The organism is Ramlibacter alkalitolerans (assembly GCF_016722765.1).
Taxonomy (GTDB): domain Bacteria; phylum Pseudomonadota; class Gammaproteobacteria; order Burkholderiales; family Burkholderiaceae_C; genus Ramlibacter; species Ramlibacter alkalitolerans.
Map to the genome: position 1 here is coordinate 41175 of NZ_JAEQND010000001.1, position 19339 is coordinate 60513.

Consider the following 19339-nt stretch of genomic DNA (forward strand, 5'->3'; position numbering starts at 1 on the left):
TTCATGCGTACAGTATAGGGCACGGGCCGGTCCCCATTTAGCGGGCGGTGCGTACGCTTTGCGCGCCGGCACGATGTCGATTCCGGCGCCGCCGGTTCGTCATGGGGATGAGGCGTCAAGCTTCCGCAACCAACCCAAGGAGTCCCGCATGCGATTCATGATCCTGGTGAAAGCCACGCGCGAGAGCGAGGCCGGCGTGATGCCGAGCGAGCAGTTGCTGGCCGAGATGGGCCGCTTCAACGAGGAACTGGTCAAGGCCGGCGTGATGCAGGCCGGCGAGGGCCTGCATCCCAGCGCGAAGGGCGCCCGCGTGCGCTTCTCCGGCGCCGACCGCACCGTCACGCCCGGTCCGTTCCCGCAGACCGGCGAGCTGGTCGCGGGCTTCTGGCTCTGGCAATGCGCTTCGCTGCAGGAGGCGATCGACTGGGTCAAGCGCTGCCCGAACCCGATGCCCGGCGAATCCGAGATCGAGATCCGCCAGGTGTTCTCCGCCGAGGACTTCGGCGAGGCCATGACGCCGGAACTGCGGCAGCAGGAGGACCGGCTGCGCGCGGAGCTGGCCGGCAAGGGCTGACGGCGCGGCGCCCGGTCCATGCTTTCCCTCGGCCGCGTCGAAGACGTGATCCCGGCTCACGCGCCGCAGCCGACGCAGCAGAAGACAGCCAAACGCAAAAGCCGCGAAAGAAGCGCAAGACCCGCAAAAGGGACCCACTTCCAGGTGGATGTCCTTTTGCGGCTTTTGCGTAGCCTTTGCGGCTTTTGCGTTCTGGTGGTCCGACTTCAAGGTCCGACTTCAACGCCCGCGTTCGCGCGCTGCGCGGCTCACCGCCAGCCTGCGAGGCGGCGCCGTCGGGTCGGATGGGTCATGGTGTGCTCCGCGCGACGGAGGCCGACTTGCCCTGGGCCCGAGGGCGCCGCACGGCGCGCACCTTGCCGCTGCTGCCGCCGCCGCAGTACAGGAGATCGGCGCCGTCGGACTCGAGCCCGCTCACGCCCGTGCCGGGCGGCATCTCCAGGCGCGCCAGCACCTCGCCCGTGCGCGCATCGATGCGGCGCAGCTCGCTCTCGTCGGCCTCCCAGGTGCCGTGCCACAGCTCGCCCTCCACCCAGGTGACGCCGGTGACGAAGCGGTTCGATTCGATGGTGCGGCGGATCGCACCGGTGGCGGGATCGATCTGGTGGATCCTGCGGCCGCGGTAGTTGCCGACCCACAGGCTGCCCTCGGCCCAGGCCAGGCCGGAGTCGCTGCCGGCGCCCGGTGCCGGAATGGAGGCCAGCACTTCGCCTGAGGCCGGATCGATCTTGTCGATGCGCGACTCGGCGATCTGCCACAGATGCCTGCCGTCGAAGGCGGTGCCGGCATCGCAGGCGTGCGGCAGGCTGCGCGTGACCTCTCCGCTGCGCGGGTCGAGCGCCAGCAGCTGCGCGCCGGTGGCGGCCCAGACGCGCTCGCCGTCGTAGCTCACCCCGTGCACCTGGCCGCCGGGGGCGAAGGGGCCGAACTCGCGCACGATCTCCGCCCCGCTGGCCGCGGCCGTGGGCCGCTCGCCGATCCTGGTCGTCATGGGAACGCTTCCTTTCGAATTGCGCCTGGAGCGGCGCGGTGAAAGGACTCTACGCAGCCGGCAGCGAAGCGGGGAGTAACAAGATTGTCGTGAAACCCACCAGCGGCGCGGCGAGCCAGCGGCGCGCGCGCGCCTGGCCGATCCCGCGCAACTGGCCCGAGGTCTCGAGCGCCGAGACGGCGCGCTGCACCGTGCGCTGGCTGGCACCGAGCGCCAGCGCCAATGCGGAGGTCGACCACGCGGCGCCATCGGACAGCAGGGCCAGCAGCGAGGCCTGCTCGCCGTCGACGGGCGGCGCCAGCACCACCACTTCGCGGCCATCGCGCGGCTGCAGCACGAAGCCGCGCGGCGTCGCCTCGATCGCTGCCAGCGCCTGCAGCAGCCGGCGCAGGCGGCCGATCTCCACCCGCAGGCGCGCGCGGTGCGTTTCGTCCGGCCGGCGGGTGCGAAAGGCGGTCGCGATCAGCGCATCGCGCTCCACGTCCTGCGGCCACGCCTCCGCCAGCATGCGCGCCAGCGCGAACAGGATCGGCCGGCGCGCCAGGGGCTGCCACGTGCCGGCACCGGCCAGCCCGCGCCTGCAGGCATCGAGCACCAGCGCGCCCGAGGCGAGGCAGGCCTCCACCTCGTGCAGGCGCAGCGATTGCACACGGCCCGCCGCGATGCGCCGCGCCGCCGGCCGCTCGAGCGCCGCACGCGCCTCGGCGACCTCGGCGATCAGTGCCGGAATGCCCGCCCGGTACGCGGCCTGGTCGGCGCGCGCCAGCGCCGCTGCGGCCGGGCCGCAGCGCAGCGAACGCAGCGCCAGTTCCGCGGCGGTGAGCTCCGCGACGGCGACGGAGCTTGCCGGCAGCCCCGCGGGAGCGATGCTCCCCAGCGTGGCGGCGGCGTCGGCCAGCCGCCCGAGCAACAGCAGGCGCCGGGCCGCGATCAATCTGGCGTGCAGTGCGTTGGCGCGGTCGCCGTGCTTCTCGAAGGTGGCGCAGGCCGCGGCCAGCGTGCGCGCCGGGCCCGCGAGATCGCGCATGGCCAGCGCCACCTCGGCGTCCGCGAGCACGCAGCGCGCACGCGCGAGCTCCTCGTGGCCGAAGGCGCGCGCCGCACGCCGCAGCAGTTCGCGCGAGCGCGCCAGTTCACCCAGCCGTGCCATCGCGATGCCGCGCAAGGCCAGCGCCGGCGGATCGTCGCGCAGCGCCACGTGCTTGAGCGCGACCAGCGCGTCGCCGGCGGCGAGCGCGCGCGCCGAAGCGGCGATCAGGGCATCCATCGCGCCAAGCCTACCCTGCCGCGCGCAGGCCCATGACGCGAAAGGAAGGATGAGGCACACTCGCGCCCGATCCGCATTCCTCTCACGTCCCCAGGAGATCTCGATGCGACAGACGCTTCACGCCTTGGTGATCGCCAGTGCCTTCGGCGCTCTTTCCGCTGCGGCCCAGCCAGCCGCCGAGCTGACGCTGACGCGCCTCGAATGCGGCAACGGCTTCAACGACCAGCGCCGCTTCAGCGACACCTTCGCCTATACCGAGCCGCGCGTGCCCTTCACCTTCAGCTGCTACCTGATCCGGCATGGCGACGAATACATGCTCTGGGACACGGGCTACCTGCCGGGTTCCAACCCCAACGCGCCGACCGTGACGCTGCTGGACCAGCTCACGCAGCTCAAGGTCAAGCCCGAGCAGGTGAAGTTCGTCGGCATCAGCCACTTCCATGCCGACCACACCGGCCAGCTCAATACCGTGCCGAACGCGACGCTGCTGATCGGCGAGCGCGAATGGGCCGCGCTCACGGCGCCCAAGCCGATGGCCGGCGCCAACGTGGCCGGCTTCACGCACTGGATCAGCGGCGGCGGCAAGCTGGAAACGCAGGCGGCGGACAAGGACGTGTTCGGCGACGGCACGGTCGTCGTCCTGCGCACGCCGGGCCACACCCCGGGCCACCAGGCGCTGCTGGTGCGGCTGAAGGAGAAAGGCCCCGTGCTCCTGATCGGCGACGCGGCGCACTTCCACGAGAACTACCAGAACAACGGCGTTCCGGGCTTCAACTACGACCGCGCGGAAACGCTCGCTTCGCTGGACCGGCTCAAGCAGATCGAGAAGAACCTGAAGGCGACCGTCATCATCCAGCACGACCCGCGCGACATCGGCAAGCTGCCGGCGTTCCCCGCGGCAGCAAGGTAGCCGCCGCGCGCAGCGCGCGTCAGCGCCCGCCCGAGCCCATCTGGCCCTGGAGCACCTTCACCAGGTGCTCCTTGGCCTCGGCCAGGTGCGCCTTGTCGGCGTCGTGGACCTTGCGGAAGAAGGCCGCGCACTCCGGGGATTTCGCGGCTTCCGCGTCCTTGATGTACTGGTCGTACGCGTTCAGGGCCTGCGCCTTGTTCTGGATCAGCGTGATCCAGTCGTACGCCAGGTCGCTCAGCGGATGCGGATCGGAGGTTTTTTCCTGCATGGCCGTGCCTTTGTCGGATGCGATTCGAACGAGGCAGGATAAGGCAAGCGGCGCGGGTGCGGTGGCCGCCGCGCATCGGCGCGCGCCGCATGGGGCCATCGACTTTTGCTCACATCGCGGCACGCCGGCCTTGTCACACTAGCGGCATGCACTCAGCCGGCACCTCCCTGTTCCGCTTCGACAACAGCTATGCGCGCGAGCTTCCGGGCCTCTACGTTCCCTGGAAGCCGGCCGAGGTTCCGGCCCCGCGCCTGCTGTTCCTGAACGAGCCCCTGGCCGAAGAGCTGGGCCTCGACGCCGACTCCCTTCGCGGCCAGGAAGGCGCGGCCATCTTCGCCGGCAACAGCGTGCCCGAAGGCGCCGAGCCGCTCGCCCAGGCCTATGCGGGGCACCAGTTCGGCGGCTTTTCGCCCCAGCTGGGCGACGGGCGCGCCTTGCTGCTGGGCGAAGTGGTCGACCGGCACGGCCGCCGGCGCGACATCGCGTTCAAGGGTTCCGGCCGCACGCCGTTTTCGCGCGGCGGCGACGGCAAGGCCGCCGTCGGCCCGATGCTGCGCGAGGTGCTGATCGGCGAGGCGATGCATGCGCTGGGCATTCCGACCACGCGCGCCCTGGCCGTGGCGAGCACCGGCGAGCCGGTGGTGCGCGAACGGCTGCTGCCCGGCGCCGTGCTGGCCCGCGTGGCGGCGAGCCACCTGCGGGTGGGCACCTTCCAGTTCTTCGCCGCCCGCGGCGAGATCGACAAGCTGCGGCAGCTGGCCGAATACGCCATCGCGCGCCACGATCCCGAGCTGGCGGGCACGCCCGGGCGCTACCTCGCCTTGCTGGCGCGGGTGGCCCAACGGCAGGCCGCGCTGATCGCGCAATGGATGAACGTCGGCTTCATCCACGGCGTGATGAACACCGACAACATGACCCTCTCGGGCGAAACGATCGACTACGGTCCCTGCGCCTTCCTGGAGGCGTATGACCCGCAGACGGTGTTCAGCTCGATCGACCAGCAGGGCCGCTACGCCTACGGCAACCAGCCGCTCATCGCCCGCTGGAACCTGGCCCGCTTCGCGGAGGCCTTGCTGCCGCTGGTGGTCGCCGACGAGGGCGAAGCAGCGGCCGAACAGGCGGTGGCACAGGCCACGCGGGTGATCGAGGAATTCCCCGGGGTGTACGAGGCCTGCCTGCTGCGCGGGCAACGGGCGAAACTCGGCCTGGCCGAGGGCACCGCCGACGACGCGGCGGATGCCAAGCTGGCGAACGACTGGCTCGCCTTGCTGCACGCGAATGGCGCCGACTTCACGCTCGCCTGGCGCGGGCTGGCCGACGCGGCGACAGGGGACGCGGGCCCGCTGCAGGCGCTGATCGCCGACGCGCAGGCCCTGCAGGACTGGCTGGCGCGCTGGCGCGAACGGTGCGCGGCCGACGGCGTGGCGCCGCAGCAGCGCGCGCAGGCGATGCGTCGCGTCAATCCCTGGATCATCCCGCGCAACCACCGCGTCGAGGAAGCCCTGGCGGCGGCTTCGGAGCACGAGGACCTCGGTCCGTTCGAGCGCCTGCTCGCGGCCTTGCGCGAACCGTACCAGGAGGATCCGGAGCGCGCGGCCTACGCGCAAGCTGCACCCGCGGCCCTCACGGCCTGCTACCAGACCTTCTGCGGCACCTGAGCCGCCACGCTGGGCGGGACCTTCAGCGCGCGCCGGATTGCGCAGCGAGCCACGCCGCCAGCCCGGTCGCGTCGGACTTGGCGAAGACCGCGTCGGCGCCGAGGGCCTGGCAGTGCGCGGCGACCACGGGGCTGGCGAACATGGTGAACACCACGACCCGCCCCTGCGGGTGCGTCTGCTTGGCCGCGGGAATCACGGCGAAGCCCGAGCCCTCCTCGAGCACGAGGTCGACGATGGCCAGGTCCCAGTCGGCATGGTTGAGCGCGAGCCAGGATTTCGCGGCGGCTTCGCTGGACGCGAAGCCGACCGGCTCCAGCCCGCCGATGGATTCGAAGAGGTCCCTCAGGAAGTACTGGACCCCCTCGGCATCCTCGCATACGAATACCCGCAATTCCACGCTGACTCCGTCTCGTCCCGCGCCTTCATTGTCCGGCAGCGCGGGGCTCGACCATTGGAAATCACAAACGCTCCCTACGCAACCGTGCGGCGGCACGCCCGCACTCAAGCCGTTCCGGCCTACTTGAATCCAGGCCCGGCCGGCGCCGGATGGATCCTCCTGATGGATGACCTCTGCGCAGGGAGCGCGGTCGTCCCCCTAGACTGCGCCCTCCCCAAGGAAAGTCGCCGTGCCGCAATCCCTCAGGCCCCAGCTGGACCAGGCGCTCCGCGAAGAGGCGCAGGCCCTGCAGGAGGCGGCGCGGCTGGTCGCATCCCGCGCGAGCTACCCGGACTATGCCGACGTGATGCGGCGCGTCGAGGAGCTGCGCAACAAGCGCATGGCCATCCAGAAGGAGATCGAGGAACGGCGCAGGAGGCAGGACCCGGCCCCGTGACCGGGGTGGCGGCCACCGGCCGGACAGCGGGCTCGGGCCGAAGGCCGCTCGTTCGGTGCGGCGGATAATCCCCGCTCCCGATCCCCTCCTCTCCCGGCATCGCCTTGACCCACACTCCCGCCGCCCCACCCGGCCCGCTCACCCCCGAAGACTTCGACGCGCTCGAGGCCGAACTCGACCTGATGCGCGAGCAGGACGAGGAGATTCCCGAGTGGGAGTTCTGCGAGGGCTTTCTCGCGGCCCTGGTGTGCATGCGCCGCGCCGTGGCGCCGGAGGAATACTGGCCCGTGCTGCTGGGCCCGGACTTCCGGCCGATGGCGCACATGGAGTTCGTCTGGCGCTGGCGGCGCCGCTGGGAGGAGATCGCCTTCGCCCTCGACCAGCCGGTGGAACTGCTGGAGGACGAGCGCACCTACCATCCCGAGGCGCTCGACGCGCGCGGCGCCATCCTGGCGCTGCCGCCGGAAGATCGCCTCGACGGCGACCTCGAGAACCTGCCCGCCTACGCGCAGCTGTGGGCGATCGGCTTCCTGGCCGCCGTGGAGAGCTGGCCCGAAGACTGGCAGCCGCCGCGCGACCCCGAGGCGGCCGAGATGATCGAGGCCGCGCTGGAGGACATCGCCGCCCTCGCGCAAGCCGATGCCGGCGAGCCGGCGATTTCCATGTACAGCGAGGATGGCCCGGCCAGCGTGAGCAACGAGCGCCTCGACGCCGTGGCCGCTGCCATCTGGGGCGTCTATGCCTTGCGCCAGGCCTGGCGCAGCATCGGGCCGCGCACCGAACCGCTGCGCAAGGAGCCCGAGCCCGGGCGCAACGATCCCTGTCCCTGCGGCAGCGGGAAGAAATACAAGAAGTGCCACGGCGCCGGCTGAGCGACTGAGAAACCGACCCGCGTGCCAGCAAACTGGCACCAAGGTGCCTTCCGGTCCAAGCTCTGCCGCGCCACCATGCTCGAGCTGGCACCTTCAAGGGTGCCGATCGGCATGGCGGCAAGTGCGACCACGCCCGGCGATCGCCTGCGGCGATCCCACGGGCCCACGACAGCACGCCGCCTTGCGATGCAAGGGGAGCAGTGCGGGGCGTTGGGGATGGGCACCATGACAATGAGACTGGGAGCGACGGCCATGTTCCTGGCCTGCCTGTGCGCGGGTCCGGCACTGGCACAGGCGGTGGTACGGGAGGCGGATGGCCTGCCGCGGCCGCTGCACACCTACCGCAGCACCACGCAGCACGCGCTGATCGCCTGCGGCAGCCCCTTCGCGCCGCAGCGGCCCCCGGTGACCCCGGCGCGCGCGATCGGCCAGTACCGTGCCTGCGTCGTCCAGGCCTACAGCGTCGTCTCCCCCCAGTTCGAAGCCGCCCTGCGCAGCCTCGACGACGGCTCCTGCGTGGCCGCCCTGCGCGAATACCACGGAGCCTTCGAGAAGGCGCTGACGGGCATGGAGCCGGCGCCCGGCGAAAGCCCCTTCGCCTACGAGCAGCGCCAGGCCTTCCTGTTCCACGCGATGGCGCACGCCTGGGGCCGCTTCGAGATCGCCGAATCCCTGGTCCAGTGAGCGCGGCCGGCTGCGTTAGGCTGGCGCGGATGGACATCGTCATCACCGAGGCCGAGGGCCTGCGCCTGCTGCAGTTCGGCACCTCCTGGTGCCAGGGCGCGATGCGCATGGCCGACCCGGACCGGCTGGAGCTCGCGTATGCCGTGCGCATGTTCGCCTGGCTGCTGTTCCACGACAGCGCCGGCCTGGCGGGCAAGCACCTGGTGACGCTGGGGCTGGGGGCGGGCTCCCTCACCCGTTTCGCGCACCGCGTGCTCGGGATGCGGACGACCGCGGTGGAGATCGACGCGCGCGTGATCGACGCCTGCCGCACGCACTTCCTGCTGCCGCGCGATGGTGACGGCCTGCGCATCGTGCACGCGGACGCAGCCGCATTCGTCGCCGACCCTGCCAACGCGCGCAGCTGCGACGTGCTGCAGGTGGACGCGTACGACGCGTCGGTGGAACGGCCGGCGCTGGACTCGCAAGCGTTCTATGCCGACTGCCGCAGCTGCCTGCGCGAAGGCGGCACGCTGGCGGCGAACCTCATCGGCCGTGCGCTCGACGTGCGCGCCAGCGTGGCGCGGCTGCGCGCAGGCCTGCAGCCGCGGGCGATCTGGCAGTTCCCGCCGACGCAGGCCGGCAACGTGGTCGTGGTCGCGCACTGCGGCGGGCTGCCGCCGGAAGACGTGCTGGCGGCGCGCGCGAGCGCGATCGAGGCGCGCTGGGAGCTGCCCGCGCCGTCGTGGCTGGCGATGGCCCGGCGCTCACCGGGCCACTCCCCGCCGGAGGCTATTCGGCGCTGAACCTGTCGACCACGGTGAAGGCCTGCCCGAACTTCTCCGCATCGGCGGGATCGTTGAAGAGGATCGAGAGCTCCCAGTCCTCTTCGTCCGCGGCGAAGCCGGCGTCCTTCAGGGCGCGGTACTCGACGTGCCGGATCAACTCGACCCACGCGATGCCGGCACAGTTGGCGCGCACCCATTGCTGCAGCGCGTCGGCCTCCGCCAGCACCATTTCCTCGCTTCCGTAATCGACATTGGCCGCGTACTTCTCGAGCAGGCCGTCCTGGGCGTCGGCCTTCACACGCATGAATTGCAACATGGCGTTCTCCTCGGCAGAGGCTAGCACGCCCGGCCGTCGCGCGGCGCGGAGTTGGGCCCGTCCGCCCCACAAGTCGACACGCTCATCCGCTCTTTCGGCTTGGTCCCAGGCCAGCAGCGTCGCGCGGCCGGGGTACGGGACGGCAAACGGGCGCCGGATCAGCCGGCCAGCCGGCGCGCCCGGGACTTGCCGCCCGGCGACAGGCTGGCGCTGACCAGCGCCGCCGCCAGCGTCACCCACCACGAGTAGTAGACCCACACCAGGAAGGCGAGCAGCGGGGCGAAGGCGCCGTACACCGTGCGGTAGGTCGGCACGTGCGCCAGGTACATCGCGAAGCCGCGCTTGCCCAGTTCGAATGCGAGCGCGGCCAGCAGGCCGCCGGCGATCGCGTCGCGCCGCCGCACGGGCGCATGCGGCACGAAGCGGAACAGGCAGGCGAAGGAGACGGCGCCCAGCACCACCGGCGCGGCCTCGATCGCGTGGCGCATCCAGGGCGGGCTCGTGGCCACCAGCGGACCGGTGGCGGCCAGCAGCAGCGAGGTGGCCCACAGGCTGGCGCCCAGGGCCACCGGCCCGGCCAGCAGCAGCGCCGCGCACAGGGCCAGCCGGTGCGGGATCGGACGCGGCTTCTTCACCTGCCAGATCCGGTTGAGCGCGTTCTCCACGCTCAGCACGAGCGCCAGCGCCGACACCACCAGGAACAGCGAACCGGCCAGCGTGAGGCCGCCGGCATTGAAGGCGAAGCGGGCCAGGTACCTGGCCACCGTGCGGGCGATCTCGGGCGGCAGCAGGCCGCGCAGGAGGTGCTCGCGCACCGTTTCGCCCGCGGTGCGCAGCGCGGGAATGCGGGTGAAGAGCGCGAAGCTCACCACCAGCAGGGGGACCAGCGACAGCAGCGTGGTGAAGGTCAGGCCACCGGCGCCCTGGGCCAGGCGTTCCTCGCGGCCGCGCCGCAGGACGACACCGACGAAGCCGCTCATCCCAGCCGCTGCTGCATCAGGGAGCGCGTGCGCGTGAAGCACATCTCGACCTCCTCCACCAGGCCGGGCAGCACCGAGGTCTCGCCCGCGGCCACGCTGTGCTCGATGCGGTAGCAGACCTCCGCCACGCCCTTGGCGCCCAGGCTGGCGCTGGTGCCCGCGAGCTTGTGGGCGCGGCGGCGCAGTTCGTCCATGTCCGCGTGGTGCAGGTGCTGCTTCATTGCGCTGAGCGCCGCGGGCGCCTCGTTCAGGTAGTCGGTGATCAACCCGCGCACGACGGACGGCGATCCCGGCTCGTCGAGCGCGGAGAGCTCCTTGAGGATCGCGTCGTCGATCAGCGTGTCCGCGACCTCGCCCGCCGCCGCGCCGCGCTGCGGCGCCCAGCGCTCGATCAGCTGCTGCACCGAGACCGGCAGGATCGGCTTGGCGATGTAGTCGTCCATGCCCGCATCGATGCAGCGCTGGCGGTCCGCCGGCAGCGCGTTGGCGGTCATCGCGACGATGCGCGGGCGGCGCTGCGGGGGCAGCATGGCGGCGATCTGCCGCGTCGCCTCCAGGCCGTCCATCACGGGCATCTGCAGGTCCATGAAGACGAGGTCGTAGCGCTGGTGCCGCACCATCTCCACCGCCTCGGCGCCGTCCTGCGCCACGTCGGGCGCGTAGCCGAACTTGCGCAGCATGCCCAGCGCCAGCTTGCGGTTGATGTCGCTGTCCTCCACGACGAGGATCTGCATCGGCAGCCGCCGGGCCAGGGTGTGGTCGATCATCTGCGCGGCGGCCGCGGGCGGCGGTGCGCGCCGGTCGTGGATCACCTCGTCGAGCACGGCGAACAGCTTGGAATGCTTCACCGGCTTGGCCAGCGTGGCGGCGAACAGCTTCATCGCCGAGAAGTCGCGGCTGCGCCCCGGCGAGGACGACAGCAGCACCAGCGGCGGCGCGGCGGCGCCCCTTTGCGCCACGATCGCGCGCGCCAGCTGCAGGCCGTCCATGTTGGGCATGTGCAGGTCCAGCACCGCGACGTCGAACGGCCCCTCCGCTTCCAGCAGCGCCAGTGCGTGCGTGCCGCGCGTCGCGCATTCCACCTCCATGCCCCAGCGCGTGCACTGCGTCTTGAGGATGTGCAGGTTGGTCGGGTTGTCGTCCACCAGCAGCACCTTGCGCCCGGCCAGTTCGGGCGAGCGGCCGGTGCGGTACTGCGCGGTCGGCACGTTCTGCGCGATGCCGGCGCGCATGGTGAAGGAGAAGGTGGAGCCGTGGTGCTCCTCGCTCTCGACCTTGATGTCGCCGCCCATCATGCGCACCAGCCGGGCGCTGATCGCCAGGCCCAGGCCGGTGCCGCCGTACTTGCGCGTGGTCGACGTATCGCCCTGCGAGAAGGCCTTGAACAGGCTTTCCATGTGCTGCGGCGGGATGCCGATGCCGGTGTCGCGCACGGCGAAGCGCAGTTGCACCTCCTCGGCGTCGCGCCGCAGCACGCTGGCGGTGAGGCAGACCTCTCCCTTGTCGGTGAACTTGACGGCATTCGACAGCAGGTTGACCAGCACCTGGCGCAGCCGCGTCGAATCGCCCTCCAGCCAGTGCGGCACGTTGTCCGTGATCTCGTACAGCAGGTCGATGCCCTTGTCGGCCGCGCGCGGCGCCAGCATGTCGAAGGCTTCCTCGATGCACACGCCGATCTCGAACGGCCGCCGCTCCAGTTCGAGCATGCCCGATTCGGCCTTGGAGAAATCGAGGATGTCGTTGATGGTGGAGAGCAGCGCGTCGCCGCTGGTGTGGATGGTCTGCACGTAGGAGCGCTGCTCGCCATCGAGCTGCGTGTCCTCCAGCAGCGCCGTCATGCCGATCACCGCGTTCATCGGCGTGCGGATCTCGTGGCTCATGTTGGCCAGGAACGAGGCCTTCGCCTCGGCCGCCTGCAGCGCCTGCTCGCGCGCGGCCACCAGCTCCGATTCGATGCGCTTGCGCTCGACGATCTCCTCCTGCAAGGCGGCGTTGGTCTCGGTCAGCACCGCGGTGCGTTCGGCCACGCGTTGCTCCAGCATCGCGCGCTCCTGCTGCAGCGCCTGCTCGGCCCGCCGGCGCTGGGTGACGTCGCGGAACAGGCTCAGGTAGCGATCGCCGCCGAGGTCGACCGCGTTGATCTCGGCGATCAGCGTCTCGCCGTCCCGCCGCCGCAGCACCACCTCACCGCTGCCGCGGCCCTCGCGCTGCACCTGCTCGAAGTGCGCCAGCCCCTGGCGGCGCTCGGCATCGACGCTCGAAAGCACGTCGGGGATCGCCATGTGCAGCAGTTCGCGTTCGGAATAACCGAGCATCTGCGCCCCGGCCGGATTCACCTCCAGGTAGTGGCCCTGGCCATCCACCACCGCCACGCCGTCCAGCGACTGCTCGATGTAGGAACGCAGCTTGCGCTCGCTCTGGCGCAGCGCGTCCTCGCTGGCCAGGCGCTCGGTCACGTCGCGCACGATGCCGCAGAACAGGCGCTGGCCGTCGACCGGCATCTCGCTGACGCCCAGGTCCAGCGGGAAGGTGCTGCCGTCCTTGCGCAGCCCGGTCACCAGGCGGCCGATGCCGATGATCTTGGGCGCGCCGCCCCGCAGGTAGTTGTCGAGGTAGGAGTCGTGCCGGTCCCGGTCCGGCGAGGGCATCAGCATGCGCACGTTCTGGCCGATCACCTCGTCCCCGCGCCAGCCGAAGATCCTCTCGGCCGCCGGATTGAAGCTCTGGATCGTGCCGCGGCTGTCGATGGTGATGATGGCGTCGAGCGCGTGGTCGAACACGGCGCGCAGGCGTGCCTCGCTCTCCGCGCGCTGGGTCAGCGCGCTGCGCAAGGCCGCCGTGCGCTGCTCCACCTGCGCCAGCGCCCGGGCCCGCAGGCTCGCCTGCAGGCCCAGCAGGCCCGCCATCAGGCCGCTGATCACGACGCCCAGCACCAGGATCACCCAGGACTGGTCGCCCCCGACGCTGGCCTCGAAGCGTGGCAGGGCCGCGAATTCCAGGTTCCAGCGGCGCAGGCCGAAATCGAGTTCGGCGCTGCGCTGCATGCCGGACTTCACGAGCCCGTTCGCCGCCAGTTCGGGGCTGGTGAAGACCGGCACGGTCCCATCGCGCACGCGGACGGCGAGGACGCCGGCGTCGGGCCCGAGCGCGCCTTCCACCAGCTGCATGGTGTCGAAGGCCTCGACCAGGAAGCCCAGCACGGACTGCTGCCGGGCCACCGCCGTCCCGGGCACGGCACCGCCGGCATACACCGGCACCAGCATCGCCCAGACCTGGCCGCCGTGGCCCTTGGGCGTGGGCAGCGTCAGCGGCCCGGTCACGGTCATGCTGCCGGCCTGCACGGCGCGGTTCATCGCTTCCTGCGCCAGCGGATCCTCCTGCAGGTCCAGGCCCAGCGGCCGGCGGTCCGGCGTGCCGAAGGCACGATAGTACGCCAGCGGATAGTAGAACGCCCGCTCCTGTGTGGCGCGCACCCCGTAGGCGGGCACTCCCTCGGATCGGACCTGCCGTTCGTGCGCCTCCCGCTCGCGTGCCGGAACGCGTTGCGCGAAGCCCAGCCAGAGGCGCCCCGGCGAGCGGGTGCCGCTTTCCATCGCGTCGAAGTAGTCGAGCCATTGCTGGCGCGCGATGCCGCCGCCGACGCTGAACAGGCCCGCCACCGAGCGCAGCAGGATCTCGTCGGCCTGCAGGCCGTGCCGGAGGTCGGTCAGGATGCGGCTGGTGCGGTATTCGAAGCGACGCGCTTCGGCCCGCCGCGACAGGTCGCGCGCCACGTCCCACGACAGCAGCGTGACCAGCAGCCCCACCACCATGACCAGCGTGACCAGGCCGAAGGGCCGCAGCAGCTTGTGCGGCGCCTCGGCAGGCGGCGGCGCCTCGACGGCGGGCGCATCGGTGCGGCCCGGCGGCGGCGCGTTGTCAGGAATCGGGAGGGACGACATGCGGCTTGGAGCACCGGAGCGTAGCACTTCGGGATTCCCCTGCCGGACGTCGACCGCACGCGTCGCAGGAGATGTCCGGTGCCTCCGGGCCGGCCCAGGACGGGTCCCTTTCCGCCTCAGCGACTGTCCCCCGGCGCGGGTGAGCCGCGTGGCCCGTGCTGGCGCCGCGCCCGCGCCTCCGCCTTTATGTCGCCGAGTCGGACAGGGACCCGTCCTGGTCCTGCGGCGTGCGGGCGGGAGACGGCCGCCCCCTGCGAGCGTCGCAGGAGCCGCACGCTTGCGCGTCGAGGCAGGCGCTGCGCGGTGTGGGCCCGCGATCAGGAGCTTTTCGCCTGAACGGATGCTGCCGGCGGCGGAGCGGGCTACGCAGCGCAGCGATGCGAGCCCGCGTACGTCTCTAGCTTTTCGCACCACTTGTCTGAGTCTGAAGTCGGACCGCGAGCGGTCCGACTTCAGGCGAGTTGTGGTGCGCGACGCCGCCGGCAGCATCCTTTCAGGGAAGTCGGCGCGCGAAGCCGCCGACCGATGCTCCGCGGGCCCGCACCGCGCAGCGCCTGCCGCGACGGACCCCGCACTTCGAAGCGGGCGCAGGGTTTCCAAACCTGGGCCGCGAAACCGACCCGGTGGGCGTGAGGACTACGCGGCCTCGACCGCCCGCTGCGCCAGCTTGCGCCGGGCATACGGCACGAGGCCGCCGACGGCCAGGATTTCCAGCGCCGTGGACGACAGCGGCGTGGCCTGCAGCACCTGGCCGGTCGCCAGGTTGGTGATGCGGGCCGCGCCCAGGTCCACCGAGAGTTGCTGGCCGGTCTGCACTGCCTGCGCGATGCCCGCGCACACCAGGATGGGGAAGCCGTTGTTGATCGCGTTGCGCAGGAAGTAGCGGGCGAACGATTCGGCGATCACCAGCTTCACGCCGGCCCCGCGCAGCGCGAACACCGGCCCTTCCACCGTCTTGCCGCCACCGCCGAAGTTCACCCCGGCGACCACGATGCCGTACTCGCCGGCCAGCGAACGGGCGGAGAAGGAGGGATCGAGGTCGGCGAAGGCCGCCTTGGCGAGCTCCTCGTCCAACAGCGCACTGGAGCTCTTGAAGCGCGTGGGCATGATCTCCAGCGCCTTGACGTCGTCGCCGACGCGGTAGGCGCCGGCACGGATCGGCTCAGGCATGGGCCACCTCCCTGGCGACCGGCTGCAGCGTGCGCGGGTCGGTGATGACGCCGGCGACCGCCGAGGCGGCCACGGTCTGCGGCGAGCCGAGATAGACGAAGGAGTCGGGGCTGCCCATGCGGCCTTTCATGTTGCGGTTGCCCGAGCTGATGGCGACCTCGCCGGCACCCAGCACGCCGCTGTGCTCGCCCATGCAGGGGCCGCAGCCCGGTGGGAACACCAGCGCGCCGGCTTCGCTGAGCGTGGCGATGTGGCCGGCCTTGAGGGCGCGCTGGTAGACCTCGCGCGAGGCGGGCACGACCACGAAGCGCACGCCATCGGCCACCTTGCGGCCTTCGACGATCGCCGCCGCCGCCGCGAGGTCCTCGAAGCGGCCGTTGGTGCAGGTGCCGATGAAGGCCTCGTGGATGGTCTTGCCGGCCTGCGAGGCCACGCTGTGGATGTTGTCCAGCGCATGCGGACAGGCCAGCAGCGGCTCCAGCGTGCCGAGGTCGACGTGGATCGCGTCCTCGTAGCTGCAGTCGGCATCGCTGTACACGGGCGTGAACTCGCGCTGCGCGCGCGCCGCTGCGTATTCCAGCGTCACCGCGTCGGGTTGGAAGATCGCCGACTTGGCGCCCATGTCGGAGCAGTAGTTGGTGATCGTGAAGCGCGCGTCCATCGACAGCGCGGCCACGCCCGGGCCGCCGATCTCGATGGTCTTGTAGATCGCCTTGCGTTCGTACCCGAGCAGCTTCATCAGGTGCAGCGCGACGTCCTTGGTCGTGACGCCCGGGCGCAGCGCGCCGCGCAGGTTGACGCGGATCGTCGCCGGCACCACGAGCCAGATCTCGCCCAGCGCCGCGGCCACGGCCGCATCGGTCTGGCCGACGCCGATCACCACCGCGCCCATGGCGCCGCCGGTGGGCGTGTGCGACTCGTTCATGATCACCAGCTCGCCGGGCAGCACCAGGCCGCGCTCGGGCATGACCACGTGCATGATCCCGCTGCCGACGTCGAACAGGTTCTTCACGTCGTACTTCTTCGCCGCCTTGCGGATGGCGGCGTGCACGTCGGCGATGGCGACGGTCTGCGCCGGGCTCTGGTGGTCCAGCGTCAGCGCCACCCGCTGCGGATCGAACAGCGATTCGCTGCCCAGGGTGCCCAGCGTGTTGAACACCAGCTTGCCCTGCAGGTCCATGCTGGCGACCTGGTCCACCTTGCAGTCCAGGAACTGGCCCGGCCGCACGGCGTCCAGGCCCGCCGCGCGCGCCAGGATCTTCTCCGTGATGGTCATGCCCATCGCGTCACTCCACGACGATGTGGGCCGCCTTGATCGTGGCGCCCCACTTCGCCGCGTCCTTCGCGATCAGGCCGGCGAACTGCGCCGACGCCGTCGCGGTGGGCGGCTGCAGGCCCATGGTCTGGTAGCGGGCCTTGATCTCGGCGTTCTGCAGGACTTCGGCGACGTCCTTCTGCAGCTTCGCCTGCACGTCCCCGGGCAGGCCGGCCGGGCCGACCAGGCCGAACCAGTTGCTGAAGTTGTAGGAGGGCAGGCCCGCTTCGGCCATGGTGGGCACCTCGGGCAGCAGCGGCGAACGCTGGCTTCCCAGCACCGCCAGCGGTTTGAGCTTGCCGGCCTTGATGTGCGGCAGCACCTGCGAGGCGGCGTCGAAGTCCAGGTCCGTCTGGCCACCGAGCACCGCGTTCACGGCGTCGGCCGTGCCCTTGTACGGGACCAGTTGCAGGTTGACCTTGGCGGCGTCCTCGAACAGGGCGGCGGCCAGGTGCGGTGCGCCGCCGTTGCCGGAGGTGGCGGTGCTGATCGACTCCGGCTTCGCCTTGGCGGCCGCGATCAGTTCCTTCACGTTCCTGAACGGCGCGTCCGGCTGCGCGACCAGCACGAAGTCGACGGCGGCCGTCTGCGTGATCGGCGTGAAGTCCTTGACCGGGTCGAACTTCATGTTCTTGTACAGGTGCTGGTTGACCGTGAGGTTGCCGGCCGTGGCCATCAGCAGCGTGTAGCCGTCGGCGGGCGCCTTGGCCACGAGCTCGGACCCGAGCAGGCCGGCGGCGCCCGGCTTGTTCTCCACGACCACCGGCTGGCCCCACTTGTCGGCCAGCTTCTGGCCGATCAGGCGGGCCACCACGTCCGTCGGACCGCCGGCGGTGAAGGCGACGACGATCCTGACCGGCTTGTTCGGCCAGGCGCCCTGCGCCAGGGCGAAGGGCGCGGCTGCACTGAAAGCGGCGGCGACGAGGGCGGCACGGGCCACGCTGCGGCGGGTGAACGGCATCTTGGTTTTCTCCGGGAAAGGAATCAGCGGGAAAGGGAGGCGACGGCCTTGGCCTTCTGCGTGCAGGCCGCCATCAGGAACGACAGGTCGGTGCCGGTGGAGACGAAGCGCGCGCCCAGGCGCACGAACTTCTCCACCAGGTCGGGCCGCGAAGCCAGCCCGCCGATGCCGACGTGCTTGCCGTGCCGGCGGCAGGCGGCGATCGTGCGTTCGTAGGCGGCGGCGAGGCGCGGGTCGTCGTACTGGCCCGGCACGCCCCATTCGGCGGTCAGGTCGTTGCTGCCGACCAGGAGCATGTCGACGCCGTCGACGGCGGCGATCTCCTCGACGCGTTCCAGCGCCTCGACGGCTTCCATCATCAGGATCACCATCGTGGCCTGGTTCAGGGCCAGGTTGGCTTCCACGGTGGGGAAGCTGCGGTATTGCAGGTGCGGCAGGCCGCCGTTGGCCGAGCGGTCGCCCTGCGGCGCGAAGCGCGCATGGCGCACCACGTCGCGGGCCTGCTGCGCGTCGCGCACGTGCGGGGCGATCACGCCCATGGCGCCGCCATCGAGCACGCGCGAGATGTACTCGGGCGTGTTGGCCGGCACGCGCACGAAGGCGGGGATGCCGATCTCCAGGGCCGCCATGCAGATCTGGCTGGTGGTCTCCAGCGAGAAGGCGCAGTGCTCCATGTCGATGTAGAAGGTGTCGAAGCCGGCCGACTTCGCGATGCGCGCGATCTCCACGCCGCGCACCAGGCGCACCATCATCGAGGCCACGACTTCATCGCGGGCCAGTTTCTCCTTCACGCCGTTGCGAAGGATTTCGGAAAGGGAGGGACTCATGGGGGTCCGGCGGCAGTGCCGGCACTTTCTGAAAAATTCTCACATTGTAGGAGAAATTTCAGAGCTTGTCGAGGCCTATCCCAGCGCCCGCGCGGGCAGGTCCACCACGTTGGCGCTGGCGGCGATGCCGCGTGAAATCTCGGCGGCCGCCTTCAGGAGCGGCGGCGCCAGGGCCTTGAACTGCTCCAGCTGCGGCGAGGCGATGGAGGTGGCCAGCGCGATGCTCCCCAGCACCTCGCCCTCCTTGTTGAACAGGGGCGCCGCCAGGCCCGCGATGCCGACACGGTATTCACCGGCCGTAAAGCTGTAGCCCTGTTGCCGGATGGCCGCAAGCTGGCCCCGCAGGCTCTCCCAGTCGGGCCCGAAGCCGGCGGCGACGATGCGGTCCCGCTGCTTGTTGAAGACGCTGCGCAACTGGTGGACCGGCAGGTGGGCGAGGATGATGTTGGCGCTGGCGCCGGCCACCAGCGGCCGTTGCTGGCCGCGGCCGAACAGGCCCGGGGGCGCATCCTCGGTGGCGACCTGCTGCACGCACATGACGGAGTCGCTGTAAAGCACCGACAGCAGCGCGCTGAAGCCGGTGCGCCGCGACAGCGCGGCGACCACCGGGCTGCCGACGCTGTAGACCGGGTCCGACAGCCGCGAGATGCGGTCCAGGGCCAGCACGCGCGGGCCGACGACGTACGAGCCGCTGCCCACGCGCGCCAGCAGGCCCGCCTGGTGCAGCGACTTCAGGTAGCGGTAACAGGTGGAGGGCGGCAGCGCCAGGCGCGCCGCGAGTTCGTCGGCCGACCACACGGGCGCCTCGACGCTGAAGGCGTCCAGCAGGGAGAGCATCTTGTCCTGGCTGCTCATGCCGGGATTGTCCGGCATGGCCGCGAGCCGCGCTCCCGCACGGTCAATCGGCCGGCGCGTCCCGGGCGATCGTCGCGACCGGGCAGGCGCCGAAGTCCTGCGGCACGCCAGGCGGACCACCGAGCCCCAAGTGCAGCACCGCCCCCTCCC

General features: G+C 71.2%; 19 protein-coding genes. 7 read left to right on the top strand and 12 right to left on the bottom strand.

The window, feature by feature from the left end; translation table 11 throughout:
• Positions 1-148: 148 nt before the first annotated feature.
• The gene (locus JI746_RS00200; protein ID WP_201686767.1) at positions 149-574 is read left to right on the top strand and encodes a YciI family protein; all 426 of its coding nucleotides are present in this window, start codon (positions 149-151) and stop codon (positions 572-574) included.
• A gap of 289 nt (positions 575-863) precedes the next feature.
• On the opposite strand, the gene JI746_RS00205 is transcribed toward JI746_RS00200, so the two are convergent.
• Together JI746_RS00205 and JI746_RS00210 are read right to left on the bottom strand one after the other, a co-directional pair.
• Positions 864-1565: a Vgb family protein gene (locus JI746_RS00205; RefSeq protein ID WP_201686768.1), complete on the bottom strand. Its 702-nt coding sequence runs from the start codon at positions 1563-1565 to the stop codon at positions 864-866.
• Positions 1566-1614: 49 nt separating this feature from the next.
• Positions 1615-2832 carry a helix-turn-helix domain-containing protein gene (locus JI746_RS00210; protein WP_201686769.1) on the bottom strand — a complete coding sequence of 406 codons (1218 nt, stop codon included), beginning with the start codon at positions 2830-2832 and terminating at the stop codon, positions 1615-1617.
• A gap of 103 nt (positions 2833-2935) precedes the next feature.
• On the opposite strand from JI746_RS00210, the gene JI746_RS00215 reads away from it, so the two are divergent.
• Positions 2936-3742: an N-acyl homoserine lactonase family protein gene (locus tag JI746_RS00215; protein ID WP_201686770.1), complete on the top strand. Its 807-nt coding sequence runs from the start codon at positions 2936-2938 to the stop codon at positions 3740-3742.
• 19 nt (positions 3743-3761) lie between these two features.
• On the opposite strand, the gene JI746_RS00220 is transcribed toward JI746_RS00215, so the two are convergent.
• Complete coding sequence (locus JI746_RS00220; RefSeq protein ID WP_201686771.1) at positions 3762-4010, bottom strand: hypothetical protein; 249 nt, start codon at positions 4008-4010, stop codon at positions 3762-3764.
• Between the two features lie 146 nt (positions 4011-4156).
• Between JI746_RS00220 and JI746_RS00225 the strand changes: the two genes are divergently transcribed.
• Positions 4157-5668, top strand: a complete 1512-nt coding sequence (locus JI746_RS00225) for a protein adenylyltransferase SelO (RefSeq protein WP_201686772.1) — start codon at positions 4157-4159, stop codon at positions 5666-5668.
• A gap of 22 nt (positions 5669-5690) precedes the next feature.
• Here the strand turns inward: JI746_RS00225 and JI746_RS00230 are convergent, their stop codons facing one another.
• The gene (locus JI746_RS00230) at positions 5691-6065 is read right to left on the bottom strand and encodes a response regulator (RefSeq protein WP_201686773.1); all 375 of its coding nucleotides are present in this window, start codon (positions 6063-6065) and stop codon (positions 5691-5693) included.
• Between the two features lie 229 nt (positions 6066-6294).
• On the opposite strand from JI746_RS00230, the gene JI746_RS00235 reads away from it, so the two are divergent.
• From JI746_RS00235 to JI746_RS00250, 4 genes are all read left to right on the top strand, one after another.
• A complete protein-coding gene (locus tag JI746_RS00235) occupies positions 6295-6501 on the top strand; it encodes a hypothetical protein (RefSeq protein WP_201686774.1) in 207 nt (68 codons plus the stop codon).
• A 98-nt stretch (positions 6502-6599) separates the two neighbouring features.
• Positions 6600-7373: a YecA/YgfB family protein gene (locus JI746_RS00240; RefSeq protein ID WP_408004071.1), complete on the top strand. Its 774-nt coding sequence runs from the start codon at positions 6600-6602 to the stop codon at positions 7371-7373.
• Positions 7374-7598: 225 nt separating this feature from the next.
• Complete coding sequence (locus JI746_RS00245) at positions 7599-8057, top strand: hypothetical protein (RefSeq protein ID WP_201686775.1); 459 nt, start codon at positions 7599-7601, stop codon at positions 8055-8057.
• A gap of 29 nt (positions 8058-8086) precedes the next feature.
• A complete protein-coding gene (locus tag JI746_RS00250; protein WP_201686776.1) occupies positions 8087-8842 on the top strand; it encodes a spermine/spermidine synthase domain-containing protein in 756 nt (251 codons plus the stop codon).
• Here JI746_RS00250 and JI746_RS00255 read toward each other — a convergent pair.
• From JI746_RS00255 to JI746_RS00290, 8 genes are all read right to left on the bottom strand, one after another.
• A complete protein-coding gene (locus JI746_RS00255; protein ID WP_201686777.1) occupies positions 8829-9140 on the bottom strand; it encodes a hypothetical protein in 312 nt (103 codons plus the stop codon). The two genes, JI746_RS00250 and JI746_RS00255, sit on opposite strands and share 14 nt — an antisense overlap.
• A 158-nt stretch (positions 9141-9298) precedes the next feature.
• Entirely contained in the window at positions 9299-10120 is an 822-nt protein-coding gene (locus JI746_RS00260) for a YhjD/YihY/BrkB family envelope integrity protein (protein ID WP_201686778.1), read from the bottom strand.
• Positions 10117-14061 carry a CHASE domain-containing hybrid sensor histidine kinase/response regulator gene (locus tag JI746_RS00265; protein ID WP_201686779.1) on the bottom strand — a complete coding sequence of 1315 codons (3945 nt, stop codon included), beginning with the start codon at positions 14059-14061 and terminating at the stop codon, positions 10117-10119. Before JI746_RS00265 ends, JI746_RS00260 begins: the two co-directional genes overlap by 4 nt.
• Positions 14062-14697: 636 nt before the next feature.
• Positions 14698-15231 (bottom strand): LeuD/DmdB family oxidoreductase small subunit, encoded by a 534-nt coding sequence (locus JI746_RS00270; RefSeq protein WP_201686780.1) that lies wholly within the window; start codon positions 15229-15231, stop codon positions 14698-14700.
• Positions 15224-16513 carry a 3-isopropylmalate dehydratase large subunit gene (locus JI746_RS00275; protein ID WP_201686781.1) on the bottom strand — a complete coding sequence of 430 codons (1290 nt, stop codon included), beginning with the start codon at positions 16511-16513 and terminating at the stop codon, positions 15224-15226. Before JI746_RS00275 ends, JI746_RS00270 begins: the two co-directional genes overlap by 8 nt.
• Before the next feature lie 4 nt (positions 16514-16517).
• Entirely contained in the window at positions 16518-17507 is a 990-nt protein-coding gene (locus JI746_RS00280) for a Bug family tripartite tricarboxylate transporter substrate binding protein (protein ID WP_201686782.1), read from the bottom strand.
• 23 nt (positions 17508-17530) lie between these two features.
• On the bottom strand, positions 17531-18334 hold the full coding sequence (locus JI746_RS00285; protein WP_201686783.1) for an HpcH/HpaI aldolase family protein: 804 nt from the start codon (positions 18332-18334) through the stop codon (positions 17531-17533).
• A gap of 75 nt (positions 18335-18409) precedes the next feature.
• Positions 18410-19189: an IclR family transcriptional regulator gene (locus JI746_RS00290; RefSeq protein ID WP_201686784.1), complete on the bottom strand. Its 780-nt coding sequence runs from the start codon at positions 19187-19189 to the stop codon at positions 18410-18412.
• Between the last annotated feature and the right edge of the window lie 150 nt (positions 19190-19339).